The following is a 12,729-nucleotide window of genomic DNA, read 5'->3' on the forward strand; positions in this document are numbered from 1 at the left end:
TCTCATTTACCATTCCTTTATCTATAACTTTCATGAGTCAAATTTCTCCCAATGCTGCTAATTTTTCCAAGAACTGGGCTTATGCCTTTTGGAAGTTTTCCCGCCCACACACAATTATTGGTACAAGTTTGAGTGTGTGGGGCTTGTATTTGATTGCGGTTGCTATCTCCTCTGTGGGTTTTTCCCTTGTGCAACTCATTTCTGTTCTGGGTGCGTGGATTGCCTGTTTATGTGGCAATGTTTATATTGTGGGTTTGAATCAACTCCAAGATGTGGAAATTGACAAGATTAATAAACCTCATTTACCCCTAGCATCCGGGGAATTTTCTCGCCAGCAAGGTCAGTTAATTGTCATAGTTATGGGTATTTTAGCCCTAGTTGTAGCTGGGCTAACTGGGCCTTTTCTCTTGGGGATGGTGGCTGTGAGTTTGGTAATTGGTACGGCTTATTCTTTACCACCCATTCGCCTAAAGCGATTTCCCTTCTGGGCCGCACTGTGTATTTTTTCAGTGCGGGGAACTATTGTGAATTTGGGGCTATTTTTGCATTTTAATGCAGCATTAGAACAAAAACCAGGAATTCCCTTGGCGGTTTGGGTGCTGACAATCTTTATCTTGGTGTTTACCTTTGCCATCGCTATCTTTAAAGATATCCCTGATATAGAAGGCGATCGCCTTTACAATATCAATACTTTCACCATCGCACTCGGCCCACAAGCAGTATTTAATTTGGCCCTATGGGTGCTAACTTTTTGCTATTTGGGTGTCACTCTAGTTGGTGTAATGGGTTTTACCGCCATTAACCCAGTATTTTTGGTGGTTAGTCATCTAGTAGTCCTGGCGGGGATGTGGATGCGAAGTTTAGCCGTAGACTTACAAGACAAAACTGCGATCGCGCAATTCTACCAATTTATCTGGAAACTTTTTTACCTCGAATATATCATGTTCCCTCTTGCCTGTCTTTTAGGGTAAAATTATGCTAGAAACTTTAAAAATACCTGATATTCTGGCCGTAACCTCAGTTATTGTCGCTATCCTCATTCTGGGTTATTTCTCTTGGAAAACCTTAATTACCTCCAACGCTTTCCAAAAAGGGGTAAATCTTTATCAACAAAAAGACTATGAGGGTGCAAAAGCAGCTTTTGTGCGGGTAATTTCTCTCAACTCCACTAATGATGTCGTGCGCTTACTCTTGGGAGATATTTTCAAGGAGCAAGGCAATGTCAAACAAGCAACAGAATTATATCAAGAAGTGATTCGCCGCAGTCCTAAAAATCCAGATGCCTATTTGCGTTTAGCAAATGTTTTCATGGATGCAAATCAGCTAGAGTCAGCCACAATCAATTTACAACAAGCACAAGCCTTATTGCAAAAACAGCGTCAACCCCAAAGGGCTGAAAAAATTAGTCATCTATTGCAGAAAATTACCGCTAAATCTGGTAATCCAGTCTAGTTTGAATGAACATTGTTCCCCGCTCCTCCCCGTCCTGAGTGAGTAGCGTGGGTAAACTTCCTCAGTGCCCTTGTGTATTCAAGGTATTGTGGGGAGTTTCAAAAAGTGTGTAATAATTAAGCCGATATGCTTGCAGCAGCGCTTCGCTATCGCATCCACTAGTTACCTATCAACTGTGCAAAATACCGAATATATCGACGACCTAGCAGCGGCTTTGCAACAACCAGCCGACCTCAGCTTTGAACTACCAGACCCAGAAGATGAAGAAATATTAGACTCAGAATTTCAACAACAGCTAGATGTAGCTTGGCAGGTATGCGATCGCTTTGACCTGCAAACAGAAATCTGGCGGGGGCGAATTTTAAGGGCTATCCGCGATCGAGAGAAAAGAGGAGGCGACGGACGGGGTACGGGATTTCTCAAATGGCTCAAAGAACGGGAAATTAGCAAAAGTCAAGCATACGCCTGGATTCAGCTGGCTAACAGTGCTGATACTCTCCTCGAAGAAGGAAAATTAGACCCTAAATCGGTGAATAACTTTAGCAAAAGGGCATTTATCGAAACCTCTAAGGCTGTCCCAGAAGTTCAGCAGATGGTAAGTGAAGCGGCGCAAAAAGGTGACCAGATCACCAGGCGAGAAGTGCGCCAACTCACCGATGAATGGACCGCCATGTCTTCAGAATTACTACCAGAACCAGTGAAGGTAAAAGCCGCGGAAAACTCCCTTCCCGCCCGCTACATTGCCCCCCTGGTGAAGGAAATGGAAAAACTACCAGAATCACACCAACGGGTGATTCAAGCAGAAATTGCGACTAACCCAGATGTCGATACTCTCAAGCAGGTAACTTCAGAAGCCCGTCACCTGGCTAAATATCTCAAGGGAGCCGCCCAAGTCCAAGCACTTACCCAGGCAGATATTGACATTGAAACCGCCCTGGAAGAAGCCCAAAGAATCGGCTGTTTGAGTCTAGCTGCGGACTTGGTTAATCAAGCATCACAAATAGAACAAACAATTGCCAAGTTGTACATGAATTGGAAGCGCATCGCTAACTTAGCAGACCGGCTCTATGTAGATACTGGTGCTAGTACACCCCAGTTGCGATCGCTCCTGACTTGCATCGAACCTCTGGGTGGTGAAGTCATGGAACTACAGCTCAGTGGTGCTACTCAACACACCATCCGCGTACAAATCCAGGAAACGAATTAGCCCATACTCAATTCTTAATCCCTGTGGCGGCTATACCACGAATAAACTGACGCTGGCCGATGAGGAATAAGACTATTACCGGTACGGTGGCTATAGTCACCGCCGCCATCATCAAAGGCCAATTATTTGTGAATTGTTCTTGAAACTCTGCTAAGGCTAATTGCACTGTTCTCAATTCCGGTCTGGTTGTAAATACCAACGGTTTAAACAAATCGTTCCATTCGGCAATAAAGGTAAACAGAAACAGTGTGACTAAGGCTGGACGGGCTAAAGGTAACATGACTCGCCATAAAATTTGCAGTCGGTTCGCTCCGTCTATGCTTGCTGCTTCTTCCAACTCTACGGGAATTGTTTGGAAATACTGACGTAATAGGAAAATCCCAAAGCCATTGACAGCAGTTGGTAAAATCAGCGCCCCATAAGTATTAATCAGGTGTCCCCACTTTAAAACTAAGAAGATGGGAATCACCAGTAATTGGAAGGGAATTACTAAAGTGGCCAAAACAACCACTAACAGCGCTTGTTTACCACGAAATTTCAATCTGGCCAAGGCGTAACCCGCTAAGGCAGAAGTGACCATTTGAAAGGCTGTCACAGCGATCGCCACTAAGGTAGAATTAGCAAACGCTAGTAAAAATTGACCCCGCTGCCAGGCATCGCGGTAATTAGCTAAAGACCAGTTAGTTTTGGCTGAAATTTCTACAGTAGCTCCCGGAGGTGCAAAAGAGGTGAGGAAGACCACTAGCAAGGGGAATAGGACAATAAATGCCCCCAATAGCAGCACTCCTAGGCGCAAAAAATTGCCAGATTTTAGATTCCAAGGTTTAGGCATGAGTTGTGCATCCAAGCTTTGTTTTCTACTACTAGAGCATCGTCCCCAGCAAGAGTTAATCTATAACATAGTGACTTGTTAAGTTAAATTAAACCATAGTGATGATTACCCTAAATCTATCAGGGACAATCAAATTTTTGTATCAAATGATTCAAGTTTACCGGAGTAAACACACCATGCAACAACTTACAGCCGAGTTAGAAATTGATTTCCACAGTGAAGAATACAAAGATGCTTACAGTCGCATCAATGCTATTGTCATTGAGGGGGAACAAGAAGCTTATGAAAATTACATCACATTGGCTCAAATGCTCCCAGACTGTAAAGATGAACTCATTCGTTTATCTAAAATGGAAAATCGCCACAAAAAGGGTTTTGAGGCTTGTGGGCGTAATCTAAAAGTTACACCAAATATGGAGTTTGCTCAGGAGTTCTTCGCTCAACTCCACGCCAATTTCCAAACAGCCGCAGCTGAGGGTAAAGTGGTGACTTGCTTGCTGATTCAGTCTTTGATTATTGAATGCTTTGCGATCGCAGCATATAACATTTACATTCCCGTTGCCGATGACTTTGCCCGTAAAATCACTGAGGGAGTAGTCAAAGATGAGTATAGTCACCTCAACTTTGGAGAGGTGTGGTTGAAAGAAAACTTTACAGAATCGAAAGCTGAATTAGAAGCAGCCAACCGCCAAAACCTACCCATTGTTTGGAAAATGCTCAACCAGGTAGAAGATGATGCCCACGTCTTGGCCATGGAAAAAGAAGCTTTAGTAGAAGACTTCATGATTCAATACGGTGAAGCATTGAGTAACATTGGATTCACGACGAGGGACATTATGCGGATGTCTGCCTATGGACTCACAGCCGCTTAATAAGTGCCTAGGGGCAGGCAAAATACGGAATTTAAAATACTTACCGGAATTTAGCACTGCCTAGTTTTATCCGTGATGCATCTTACGCTTTGTGTCATCCTTGTGAAAGTGATATCAAGAAACCAGAATACATTAAGATTTTCTTAATGAAGAATTACTTTTCCCCGGTATTTCCGTTGGCCTAGGGTTTCCGAAGCAAAAAAGAAAAAGGCAATATTACTAATTGCTTGGTATTTAGTTCTTCCCCACTTATTCAACGCTTTCGACAAAGCATACGCCTAATACATCAATACATGTTTGGTCTAATTGGACATTTGACTAGTTTAGAACACGCCCAAGCGGTAGCCCAAGAATTGGGTTACCCAGAATATGCCGATCAAGGGTTAGATTTTTGGTGCAGCGCCCCGCCCCAAATTGTCGATGAAATCACGGTTACCAGTGTAACTGGGCAGACAATCCAAGGACGGTATGTAGAATCTTGTTTTTTGCCGGAAATGCTAGCCAATCGGCGCATAAAGGCAGCAACACGCAAAATTCTCAACGCCATGGCTCATGCTCAAAAGCATGGCATAAATATTACTGCCTTGGGGGGATTTTCCTCAATTATTTTTGAAAACTTTAAATTGGAGCAATTTAGGCAAGTCCGCAACATCAAACTAGAGTTTGAACGCTTCACCACCGGGAATACTCACACAGCCTACGTCATTTGTCGCCAGGTGGAACAAGCGTCAAAACAAATAGGAATTGATTTGTCGAAAGCGACTGTTGCTATATGTGGCGCTACTGGAGATATTGGCAGTGCAGTGACACGCTGGCTTAATATCAGAACAGATGTCAAAGAACTTTTGCTCATCGCCCGTAACCATGAACGTCTAACAGAGTTACAAGCCGAATTGGGAAGGGGGAAAATTATGGGTTTAGATGAAGCACTCCCCCAAGCTGATATCGTCGTTTGGGTCGCCAGTATGCCCAAAGGTCTGGAAATTGATTTTCAAGTCTTGAAGCAGCCTTGTTTGCTGATTGACGGTGGCTATCCGAAAAATTTAGCTACTAAAATTCAGCAGAGTGGGGTTCATGTGCTAAACGGTGGCATCGTGGAACATTCTCTCGATATTGACTGGAAAATTATGAAAATAGTCAATATGGATGTTCCCACACGCCAGTTGTTCGCTTGCTTTGCTGAATCAATGCTGCTTGAATTTGAGAAGTTGTACACGAACTTTTCTTGGGGGCGCAATCAGATTACCGTAGACAAAATGGAGCAGATTGGTCAAGCATCTATAAAACACGGGTTTAGACCACTGCTAGTTGAGTCATTAGTGCTTAACTAGTGACTGGAAATGCCTATAGTCAGCCCCAACATCCCCACCCTATGCCCCGCCCTGAAGGACGGGGAAAATTAACACTCAAAACTCTGAATTTGTAAGATGCCAACTACCGAGCGCAAACCACTACTGTTAGATTTTGAAAAGCCACTAGCAGAACTGGCAAACCGAATTGATCAGATTCGGCAACTGGCAGCAGAAAATGGCGTTGATGTTTCTGGTGAAATTCGCAAATTAGAAACACGGGCTATGCAACTACGGGAAGAAATTTTTAGTAATTTATCGCCTTCCCAACGTCTGCAAGTTGCTCGTCATCCTCGTCGCCCTAGTACACTTGACTATATCCAGTCCATCAGTGATGAGTGGATGGAGTTACACGGCGATCGCTGCGGTGGCGACGATCCGGCTTTAGTTGGTGGTGTAGGTCGTTTGGGCGGGCAGCCAGTGGTGATGTTAGGTCATCAAAAAGGCCGCGACACCAAGGATAATGTCGCCCGGAATTTCGGTATGGCTTCCCCCGGTGGTTACCGGAAAGCCCTGCGCTTGATGGAACACGCTCACAAGTTTGGGATGCCGATTATAACTTTCATCGACACCCCAGGGGCTTGGGCGGGTATAGAAGCTGAACATCAAGGTCAAGGAGAAGCCATCGCCTATAATTTACGGGAAATGTTTTGTTTTGATGTGCCCATTATCTGCACAGTCATCGGCGAAGGTGGATCTGGTGGCGCTTTAGGTATTGGTGTGGGCGATCGCCTGATGATGTTTGAACACGCCGTTTATACCGTTGCCACCCCGGAAGCCTGCGCGGCGATTTTGTGGAAAGATGCCAGCAAATCCCCCCAAGCAGCTGTGGCTTTAAAAATCATTTCCCACGACCTAAAAAACTTGGGTATCATTGACGAGATATTACCTGAACCCATTGGTGGCGCTCATTCCGATCCCCTAGAAGCGGCCAGAACTCTTAAGCAAAGCTTATTAGACAACTTGGAAGAACTCAACCGCTTAACATCTCAAGAGCGCCGGCAACTGCGCTATGAAAAATTTCGCAAAATTGGTGTTTTTACTGAATCTATCCACTGATACCACCAGAAAATCACCCCATTGCTCATCGGCAATGCTATAATACCTATGGCTACCCAAAGATGGTTAAAAATTTCAACAGCCATAGGTTTTTTGTATTTTTAGCAAATCAACTGGATTTAGCGGGTGGTTTGTCTGTTCTTTAGTAATCACTGATCATTTACTAAAAATTGCTTGCTGAAAATTACTTTAACAAGCCCCAAAATTTCCATAATTAGTTGCGCAAAAATTTGGAGAAAGCATGAGTTGGGAAAAACGACGCGCCCTAATTACTGGGGCTAGTAGTGGAATTGGCAAAGCAACGGCATTAGCCTTTGCCAAAGCGGGAATTGATGTCGCTTTAGTCAGCCGTTCTTTAGACAAGTTGGAGATAGTAGCCGCAGCAGCTAGGGATACAGGAGTAGCAGCCAAGGCTTACCCTGTGGATTTGGCTAATGTCTCTCAAGTAAAAGCAGCAATTCAAGACATCGCCCTTGATTTTGGCGGCATAGATATCTTAGTCAACAATGCCGGTATAGCATACACAGCAAACTTAAGTGAAACCCCCCTAAAAGATTGGCAGCAAGTCATTAACTTGAACCTCACCAGCGTATTTGAATGCTGTATGGCTATCTTGCCGGGAATGAGACAAGCAAAACAAGGTATGATTATTAACGTCGCCTCCATTGCCGGAAAGCAAGCTTTTCCGGGTTGGGGAGCTTATAGCGTCAGTAAAGCGGGCTTACTGGCCTTGAGTCAAACCCTAGCACAAGAAGAACGCAGCCATGGGATTCGGGTCACTGCAATTTGCCCTGGTGCTGTGAATACGGAATTGTGGGATACAGACACCGTACAGTCGGATTTTGACCGTTCAAAAATGTTAACGCCAGAAATCGTTGCTCAGTCAATTCTCTACACAGCCTTACTACCACAGCAAGCTGTCATTGATGAATTAACCCTCATGCCCAGTGCTGGCGCTCTTTAAACTCTAAAATCTTGAGTACTGGGTATTTATTTAACTCAGGTGGGTGATCAAAATGGTCTCCCTAATATCTCAAACAGCAGCGCCACTTTGTTTAAATCTTTATCTCCTGGTTTAATTTCTACACCGCTAGATAAATCTATCCCATCGGGTTTGACTTGACTTAATGCAGCTACTATATTATCTGGGGTTAGTCCCCCAGCTAATAACCAAGGACAATTAGGTCTAAATTTCTCTAACATTTCCCAGTCTAAAGTTTGTCCAGTACCTCCTAATTGTTGGGGATGATAGGCATCTAGTAGTATTGTGTCTATATGGTCTGTATAGTTGGCTGTTGCCATGAGGTTCTCTAAACTGCGAATTCTAAAGGCTTTGATGATTTCGATATTGGGCAGACTTTGACGTAAAATACAGCAAAACTCCGGGGTTTCGTCCGCGTGTAACTGTACACCAGTCAATCCAGCACTCTTGACTATCTGGATAATTTCAGGAATGCTAGCCTTGGCAAAAACCCCGATTTTGTCAATATTTGCCGGTAATTGCGCCACCGCCGCCTGAATTTGCTCTGGGGTAACATAGCGGGGCGATGTGGGTACACATATAAATCCTAGTGCGGTTGCACCTAGGGAAGCGATCGCTACAGACTGTTGTGGTTGAGTAATACCGCAAATTTTTACCCGCATATGAATTTTATCTACAAGATATAGCATTTCCCATGCTCGTGAGGTACAATTTTTTTAGTTTGAGGGAACAGGGAACACCGGAACAGGGAACAGGGAATTGGTGTGTACTTCATGAGCCTGAAAAAGGCTATAAATACTAACCTAACCTTTGAGGGAGGATGGAGAAACTTTTTCAGGAGCAGTATAGCTACATTAGCTTGTTTATCCCTGACAAAGAACTATGATCTCATCAATCTTATTAACAGTTCAAGTGACGGTTCCCAACACTGGTACTACATCGAATTGGATTGCTACTGCTATTATTATTGGCAGTTGTCTGTTATGTCTTTTAATTATTCCCCGCACTATTAGTTACCCACAGGTGGGTAATAAAATGCCTTTACCTTTGTCGGGACTGTTCAATAATCCTAGTATTGGCTGCTTCTTGGCGGCTATGAGTGCTGGTCATATCATTGGTGTGGGTGCGGTTTTGGGACTGACTAATCTGGGTATTATTTAATTTTGTTTCTGTCTACATTAGCCCCAAGTATTGGGAATCTAGGTCAATCGGATATCACACGACGGAAATCCCCACCCTCAGTCATTTGTACTGGGGGTTAGTTATATGTCAACCTAGAAGTAAGGTATCTGGTTGTCCCTCATCACACACACAAATATGTTGACGGTTAACTGCTGGCGGTTGACAGTTATCAGTGAACACTCAACTAGGACAAGATCATGCAAAGTTGGAAAATTGGCTCTTTATTTGGCATCCCACTATTTTTAGATCCACTATGGTTTATAGTTTTAGGGTTAGCTACCCTTAACTTTAGTATGGCTTACCAGCAATGGGGTACTACCATCGCTTGGAGTGCGGGGATAGTCATGGCGCTACTGCTGTTTACTTCAGTATTATTACATGAGTTGGGTCACAGCTTGGCAGCGCGATCGCAAGGCATTAAAGTTAATTCTATTACTCTATTTCTCTTTGGTGGTATTGCGGCTATAGAAGAGGAATCAAAAACCCCCGCTAAGGCGTTTCAAGTCGCCATCGCTGGGCCTTTGGTAAGTATTGCCCTATTTTTGCTGTTTAGTATAACCACTAACATTACACCGGCAACTAGCCCTGTGTCGGCTATGGTTACAGATTTGGCAAGAATTAATTTAGTTGTCGCCCTGTTTAACCTCATTCCCGGTTTACCTCTAGATGGCGGACAAGTATTGAAGGCTGCGGTGTGGCAAATGACAGGAGACCGCTTTCAAGCTGTACACTGGGCTGCGAGGGCTGGGCAAATTTTAGGTTACAGTGCGATCGCCTTGGGATTTGTTGTAGACTTTTTGACTAGCGAGTTAATTACTGGCTTATGGATTGCTTTAATTGGTTGGTTTGCTGTGCGTAATGCTAACAGCTATGACCGTGTAACTACCTTACAAGAAACTTTGCTGAAGTTATTAGCCAGGGATGCGATGACTCGTGATTTCCGCGTAGTTGATGCGGGTCAAAGTTTACGTAATTTTGCTGATTCTTACCTATTGGATACTAACGCCGCCAATATCTACTTTGCTGTAGCTGATGGGCGTTATCAGGGTATGGTTAGTATTGATGATTTACGCCTGGTAGAAAGAGGTGAATGGGAAAACCGCACTCTACAAACTATAGTGCATCCCTTAGCAGAAATCCCCTGCGTAGCTGAATCGACTTCTTTCGCTGAGGTGATTAACAAGCTGGAAAATGAGCATTTACCGCGAATTACCGTGCTTTCGCCAGCTGGTACAGTTGCGGGTGTGATTGACCGGGGGGATATTGTGCGGGAGTTGGCGCAAAAATTAAATTTACGCCTTACTGATGAGGATGTTCAGCGTATTAAGGAAGATGGTAGCTATCCCCCAGGGTTGCAATTAGGAACAATTGCTAAGTCAATTACACATTAGAGGTTGTTTGTCAAGTATTAAACAGGTAATTTTTATTTTAGGGAACAGGGAATGGGGAACACCGGAACAGGGAACAGGGAATGGGGAATGGGGAATGGGGAATGGGGAACCGAAACAATCAAATCCAATCCCCTCCCCTGACAAGGACAAGACTTGGTGGACAAGGTGGACAAGGTGACCACCGGAGAAAACCAGTACAAAGTCTGTATTCTTGGTAAGAAAAATAGCCCCTTAAAAGACCATTGTCCGTATAAAATCTTCCTTGTCCACTTTCCTTCCTTGTCTTCGGTGGTCTTGCCTTCACAGATCATATTAAAAACCTACCCTTGTAAGGAAGGGGGTGGGGTTAAATAATATTAGATACACTAATTATGACTTTGCAAACATCCTCTTAGAGGTGATTTACCTTAATTCTGCTGTATTGTTTCAAGTTTCCCCATTAAAGAAGTTGCTGAGAAGTTCTGGAAGCTTGTTGATTTCTTGTATCAGGTCGTCGGGACTAAAACCAAAGGTATTCAAAATCACGATGATCACAAAAACAGCGATCGCACTACTAATAAATGTTTTTAATACTTTAAACAATGCCCGGAAAATAATCAAGGCGACAATTACAGCAGCAACGAGAATGATGATATTAGTTGGCATTTTCGTGATAAATAATTGCTTGCAGATTCGGGATAAAATATGATCTTGCCTTTTTCAGGCTCATGAAGTACACACCAATTCCCTATTCCCTGTTCCCTATTCCCTGTTCCGGTGTTCCGGTGTTCCCTCAAACTAAAAAAAATTGTACCTCACGAGCATGGTAAATGCTATAATAGTAAACACAGTTTTATTGGTAGTCAATAAAATTCTGCCTTGGGGTTTAAATTTTGGCGGTAATTTCCCCCCATTCAGACAGAGAAAGGGGTTGTACTTGTATCTCCATAGCAAAACAATTACAAGCGGCGGTAATCAAGGCGCTGATAATTGTATCTAGACTCAAATTACCAGGAAGTTCTATAGTAGTGATAGGTTCTGTACCAAACACCTGAGTAAACAATTGAGCATCCTGGTGTAAAGGCATTGAACCATGTTGGAGAATTACCCCACCTTTTTGTACTTGGGCGCTACCAATCAGTTTAGCACCATTGGGTAACAGTAAATCTGCACTTGTCGCCGTACCAAAACAGTTAGGGTTGTGGATATAGCCCCGCCCTGCAGTACCATAGGACAATTCCACACCAAGCGATCGCCATCCTTGAATTAAAAACTCACAAATTTTCTCATATATCTGTAGACGATTACCAGTAATGCCCGAAGTAACCACAGTATAAGTTAAATCACCTTGATGTAACACAGCCCTACCACCAGTAGGACGGCGCACCAAGTCTAACTGCTGTCCTCGCCAAATCAAATTCTGCCACAATTCCGGGTATTGGCGTTGGTGATAGCCCAGAGAAATAGCAGGTGGCGACCAGGTGTAAAATCGCAGAGTTGGGGGATGGTCTCCAGATTTATGCTGTTCTAACAACCATCTGTCAATAGCCATCTGCACATCCCCCGCAGCTTCTAACCAAGGAATTAGTCGCCACACCTGCGGACTATGCAAGTTTTCAATTGGGTTCAACACTGATATTTAGAGAGTTGCAAAAAAGACAATTTATCACGAAAATCCCAGGACTCGCAGCCAAAACCCGAAAAAATCCTGGGTAAATCCTGTGGAGTGGGTATACTACCCGCCTTACATAAGTAAGCTGCTATAACAGACAATCCTAGGCAGAACCATACTCAGATTGCAAAACTTCATCATTCTCATCAGCAATAGTTGCCACAATGGTAATCAACCGTGAGACCTCCGCAGGAGATAAATCTTCCAGAGTGCGTGTTGATATCACCACTACCTGACTTTCAACAATACCAAAACGGGCTTCTAAAGTGCTAGAGCAGTTCATTTCCAAAAGATGACGCATTAACTTAGCCTCATCCCGAGCAGGTAACTTAAGCACCGCCGACCAAACCGTGATAGTATCATCGTCGTTTTGTCCATTCAATTGGACAAATACGTCCACAGTCCCGTACCTAAATTTCCAGAGATAACCTCCTCCTGACGGGTGACTAACCATAGCGCTATCATCTTGTTCTAGAGATTCAATGACATTTTCAATGACTTCTATGTGGTTAATAGTCACCGTCTCTGGGTTGAGTTCATCACTGATGAGGGTTTCTTGGTAGTTTGTCATATATATTTTTTCCTCAAGATAGTTATTTCTGCATCTACACATAGTTCCAAAAAACATAGACAAATATCTCATGCCTTTCGTTTGTCGGGAATAAGCCCGACAGGGCGAACTACAACGCCCTCTATCCCTAGACTAAATGCTGTCGGGACTACTTTACGTAAAATATTCAAACTACCATTAA

The 12,729-nt window shown here is 43.6% G+C and carries 15 protein-coding genes; 9 read left to right on the forward strand and 6 right to left on the reverse strand.

Going from position 1 to position 12,729, the window contains the following annotated elements:
- The first annotated feature begins 32 nt into the window (after positions 1-32).
- The 3 genes from NWP22_RS03935 to NWP22_RS03945 all read left to right on the forward strand — a co-directional run bounded on the left by NWP22_RS03935 (position 33) and on the right by NWP22_RS03945 (position 2,659).
- Entirely contained in the window at positions 33-971 is a 939-nt protein-coding gene (locus NWP22_RS03935; protein ID WP_271731527.1) for a homogentisate phytyltransferase, read from the forward strand.
- A 4-nt stretch (positions 972-975) separates the two neighbouring features.
- Positions 976-1,452: a tetratricopeptide repeat protein gene (locus NWP22_RS03940; RefSeq protein ID WP_271731529.1), complete on the forward strand. Its 477-nt coding sequence runs from the start codon at positions 976-978 to the stop codon at positions 1,450-1,452.
- A gap of 175 nt (positions 1,453-1,627) precedes the next feature.
- Positions 1,628-2,659 carry a hypothetical protein gene (locus NWP22_RS03945; protein ID WP_271731530.1) on the forward strand — a complete coding sequence of 344 codons (1,032 nt, stop codon included), beginning with the start codon at positions 1,628-1,630 and terminating at the stop codon, positions 2,657-2,659.
- Between the two features lie 7 nt (positions 2,660-2,666).
- Here NWP22_RS03945 and NWP22_RS03950 read toward each other — a convergent pair whose 3' ends face one another.
- Positions 2,667-3,491 (reverse strand): carbohydrate ABC transporter permease, encoded by an 825-nt coding sequence (locus NWP22_RS03950; RefSeq protein ID WP_271731531.1) that lies wholly within the window; start codon positions 3,489-3,491, stop codon positions 2,667-2,669.
- Between the two features lie 176 nt (positions 3,492-3,667).
- Between NWP22_RS03950 and NWP22_RS03955 the strand changes: the two genes are divergently transcribed.
- The 4 genes from NWP22_RS03955 to NWP22_RS03970 all read left to right on the forward strand — a co-directional run bounded on the left by NWP22_RS03955 (position 3,668) and on the right by NWP22_RS03970 (position 7,735).
- A complete protein-coding gene (locus tag NWP22_RS03955) occupies positions 3,668-4,363 on the forward strand; it encodes an aldehyde oxygenase (deformylating) (RefSeq protein WP_271731533.1) in 696 nt (231 codons plus the stop codon).
- A 293-nt stretch (positions 4,364-4,656) separates the two neighbouring features.
- Entirely contained in the window at positions 4,657-5,694 is a 1,038-nt protein-coding gene (locus NWP22_RS03960) for a long-chain acyl-[acyl-carrier-protein] reductase (RefSeq protein WP_271731535.1), read from the forward strand.
- Positions 5,695-5,790: 96 nt separating this feature from the next.
- Positions 5,791-6,771, forward strand: a complete 981-nt coding sequence (locus NWP22_RS03965) for an acetyl-CoA carboxylase carboxyltransferase subunit alpha (protein WP_271731537.1) — start codon at positions 5,791-5,793, stop codon at positions 6,769-6,771.
- A gap of 241 nt (positions 6,772-7,012) precedes the next feature.
- Positions 7,013-7,735: an SDR family oxidoreductase gene (locus tag NWP22_RS03970; protein WP_271731538.1), complete on the forward strand. Its 723-nt coding sequence runs from the start codon at positions 7,013-7,015 to the stop codon at positions 7,733-7,735.
- 47 nt (positions 7,736-7,782) lie between these two features.
- Here NWP22_RS03970 and NWP22_RS03975 read toward each other — a convergent pair whose 3' ends face one another.
- Complete coding sequence (locus tag NWP22_RS03975; RefSeq protein ID WP_271731545.1) at positions 7,783-8,415, reverse strand: phosphoribosylanthranilate isomerase; 633 nt, start codon at positions 8,413-8,415, stop codon at positions 7,783-7,785.
- A gap of 220 nt (positions 8,416-8,635) precedes the next feature.
- Here NWP22_RS03975 and psaK point away from each other — a divergent pair, with 220 nt between their 5' ends.
- Both psaK and NWP22_RS03985 read left to right on the forward strand, forming a co-directional pair.
- The gene (gene psaK / locus NWP22_RS03980) at positions 8,636-8,914 is read left to right on the forward strand and encodes a photosystem I reaction center subunit PsaK (RefSeq protein WP_271731539.1); all 279 of its coding nucleotides are present in this window, start codon (positions 8,636-8,638) and stop codon (positions 8,912-8,914) included.
- Between the two features lie 218 nt (positions 8,915-9,132).
- Complete coding sequence (locus NWP22_RS03985; protein WP_417006592.1) at positions 9,133-10,326, forward strand: site-2 protease family protein; 1,194 nt, start codon at positions 9,133-9,135, stop codon at positions 10,324-10,326.
- Between the two features lie 32 nt (positions 10,327-10,358).
- Here NWP22_RS03985 and NWP22_RS03990 read toward each other — a convergent pair whose 3' ends face one another.
- The 4 genes from NWP22_RS03990 to NWP22_RS04005 form a co-directional block, all read right to left on the reverse strand.
- A complete protein-coding gene (locus tag NWP22_RS03990) occupies positions 10,359-10,637 on the reverse strand; it encodes a hypothetical protein (protein ID WP_280801545.1) in 279 nt (92 codons plus the stop codon).
- A gap of 115 nt (positions 10,638-10,752) precedes the next feature.
- Positions 10,753-10,971 carry a hypothetical protein gene (locus NWP22_RS03995; protein ID WP_271731540.1) on the reverse strand — a complete coding sequence of 73 codons (219 nt, stop codon included), beginning with the start codon at positions 10,969-10,971 and terminating at the stop codon, positions 10,753-10,755.
- Positions 10,972-11,191: 220 nt separating this feature from the next.
- Positions 11,192-11,917 (reverse strand): lipoate--protein ligase family protein, encoded by a 726-nt coding sequence (locus NWP22_RS04000; protein ID WP_271731548.1) that lies wholly within the window; start codon positions 11,915-11,917, stop codon positions 11,192-11,194.
- 163 nt (positions 11,918-12,080) lie between these two features.
- On the reverse strand, positions 12,081-12,548 hold the full coding sequence (locus NWP22_RS04005) for a YbjN domain-containing protein (protein ID WP_271731542.1): 468 nt from the start codon (positions 12,546-12,548) through the stop codon (positions 12,081-12,083).
- Between the last annotated feature and the right edge of the window lie 181 nt (positions 12,549-12,729).

It is taken from the genome of Anabaenopsis tanganyikae CS-531 (assembly GCF_029891675.1).
Taxonomy (GTDB): Bacteria; Cyanobacteriota; Cyanobacteriia; order Cyanobacteriales; family Nostocaceae; genus Anabaenopsis; species Anabaenopsis arnoldii.